The organism is Rhodovulum sp. 12E13 (assembly GCF_003340565.1).
Classification (GTDB): domain Bacteria; phylum Pseudomonadota; class Alphaproteobacteria; order Rhodobacterales; family Rhodobacteraceae; genus HLUCCA09.
Window position 1 is genome coordinate 1 of record NZ_QPLK01000087.1, and the last position, 2,324, is coordinate 2,324.

Here is a 2,324-nt window from a genome sequence, read left to right on the forward strand (position 1 = left end):
TTCTGGCGGCCTGAAACACGGGGCATCTCGGAACCGATCCACACGTCCCGGGCCGCCACCGCCTCAACTTGGAAACCCGCGCCCGGAAAAACGTCCTTCCAGCCGCACTTCTTCAGCGGCCTGCTAAAGGTCAGGTTCATGCCCTCGCGGGGCGAGACGTTGGCCTGGATGCGATGGGTGTTGAGGTTGGCGTTGCGGTAAACCTTGCCGAAGGCCATTCCCTGCAGCCAGTTGCCGAACCCGTTTGTCATCAACCCGTCGAACCGCTCGTAGGTGTCGGTGTCGGGGTCGTCGCCGGAGAAGCTCGCATACCGGTATGAGACGCTCGGGCTCCACGGGTGGCTGCCCCAGATGTAGCCCGCCGTGCCATACCAGGCTTCTGCCCGCATGTCGTAATCCGGATTGCTCTGGGCGTAGGCCTCGCCCTCCAGCCAGAAATGGTCCTGCGTCGTGGGGCGGTAGAGCGCGCGCAAGCCCGATGTCGTCGTGCCCTCGCGGGCCAGAGCCTCTCCAGACGGGGTGCGGTAGGTCGAGTCCGAGGTCGGTATGGTGATGAGGCTCGCATCCATCGTGAATGCGTCGGTGAACTGATACCCGAGATTGGCGCCCGCAAAGGTCGTGTTGGACTCAAGGTCCTCCAGCTCGTCGGGGTCGATGTAGAACAGCGAAAACCGGGTGCGGCCGAACTCGCCGGTCGCCAGGGCGGAAAAATCGGTCGTGTTGCGCGGGCCGAGATAGGTCGCGCCGCGTTCGCCCGCGTTCGATGAACCCGAGATCATCGAGATCAGGAACCCGTTGTTGAGCGTCCAGGTCTGCCGCCCGAAGGACAGCTGCGCGGTGTTCCCGGTCTCCGGATCGGCATAGAGCAGCCCGACATAGCCCTTGTCCGGGTGCAGGAAATTGCGGTCGTCGTCGGTGAAGATGTCCTGACCGCGTGAGACGCTGAAGAGACCGCTCAACGCGCCGAAAAGATAGTAATCGCTATCAGCGAGGCGCGTCGCACCGCCGATCCCGAACTCGAGGTAGGCCTCGCCCCAGGCCGCCTCGCTGCCCGGCAGCCGACCGGCGATGGGACTGAACTCGTTGAAGAGTTCCGGCGCGCCGAACCAGGCGTTGATGTCGGAATATACGCCAGCGCCGGTATTGAGGATGAACGTGAGCTTGCTGCGATCATCCTGGTAGATGACGGGAAAGCCTGGCTCCTCCACGGATGCCGCCGCGTCCGGTGTTGGCGCGGGCGACAGATCGAGCGACACGACGACGCCGAGCGCACCACGCGCGCCTTCGTAGGTCGTGCGGTGGGTCGCTGCCCTCACCGTGCCATCGGACACCAGAAAGCCGAGCGCCGTGTCGACGAGGACGGGCCGGTAGGCCCGCGCCCTCAGGGCGCCGGTTGCCGCACGGGCGGCCCGCAGCGCGGCTTGATCCCGCGCCGCGTCTCCGCTGGAGGTGCCGATTTCAACCTCGATGCGCGAGATGGTCTGCCCTACGGCGGCCTGGCCGAGCGGCAGCACGGACGCACCGTATTGGCCGCCTCCAAGGCCCGTGCCATCTTGCGCGACTGAGGGAGTCGACAGGACGGGCAAGACAGCCAGAAGAACGGGAAAAGCGCCGTAGCGAACCAATGCCTTCATGAAGACTACTCGGCCGAGATCCATGACGACGACAGGCTTTACACCGCGTGACCCACATTGCCACCGTCTTGCTGCCCAATCTGAGCGGTCCATGGTCGTCGAGGACGGCAAGACCCAGAGTTCTGTCGGTAACGACGTGCCTGCCGCGTTTCCCCACCTTTCACGTGTCCTGACCAGTCCCGCGCTTCCGGAAATCCTGGCCATCCTCCGAGCGGAATTTGGCGGCGATCTTGACGCGTTACTGCTTCTTCTGACGATCTGCGCCGGCTCCAAACCGGATCGCAACACCGAGGTCCTCAAGAAATCAGGCCCGGGAAGAGGACGGAAGACGCAGACCAGCACCTTCGCCTTATCGAGGTCCAGCGGGATTCCTCGGGAAAGCGTCCGTCGCAAGCTCACATGGATGGAGGCGCGGGGTTGGGTCGTGCGAGATGATACGGGCGAGTGGGTGACCACGCACATCGCAGCGGAAGATCTTCAGCCGCCATTCGCCGAACGATGGACTTGTTCCGGACCTTGGCGCCGGTGCTTTCTGAACCCATCTCCGCACCTGCAACAACGCCTTGAGGATCGTCTGATCTACCGCTTCGGCTTCGCCGATTTTCGGGCAGAGGCGGTCTGACGAGGGCACGTCGGCCGGGGATGCCTGCGATTTCCGGGTATCGGCTGGCTCGAACGGCCGGTCTCGGC

2 protein-coding genes are annotated in these 2,324 nt (G+C 64.2%); one reads left to right on the top strand and one right to left on the bottom strand.

Features of this window, described 5'->3' with window-relative positions; genetic code table 11:
* Positions 1–1,658: alginate export family protein (locus DLJ49_RS21065; RefSeq protein ID WP_158547550.1), on the bottom strand; the 1,658-nt coding region annotated here is incomplete at its 3' end.
* Positions 1,659–1,725: 67 nt separating this feature from the next.
* On the opposite strand from DLJ49_RS21065, the gene DLJ49_RS21990 reads away from it, so the two are divergent.
* Positions 1,726–2,256 carry a hypothetical protein gene (locus tag DLJ49_RS21990; protein ID WP_158547551.1) on the top strand — a complete coding sequence of 177 codons (531 nt, stop codon included), beginning with the start codon at positions 1,726–1,728 and terminating at the stop codon, positions 2,254–2,256.
* Positions 2,257–2,324 lie beyond the last annotated feature (68 nt).

What these genes read in the sequence shown, in the direction of transcription:
- DLJ49_RS21990 (WP_158547551.1), top strand. Translation starts at nt 1,726, where the DNA reads ATGGTCGTCGAGGACGGCAAGACCCAGAGTTCTGTCGGTAACGACGTG.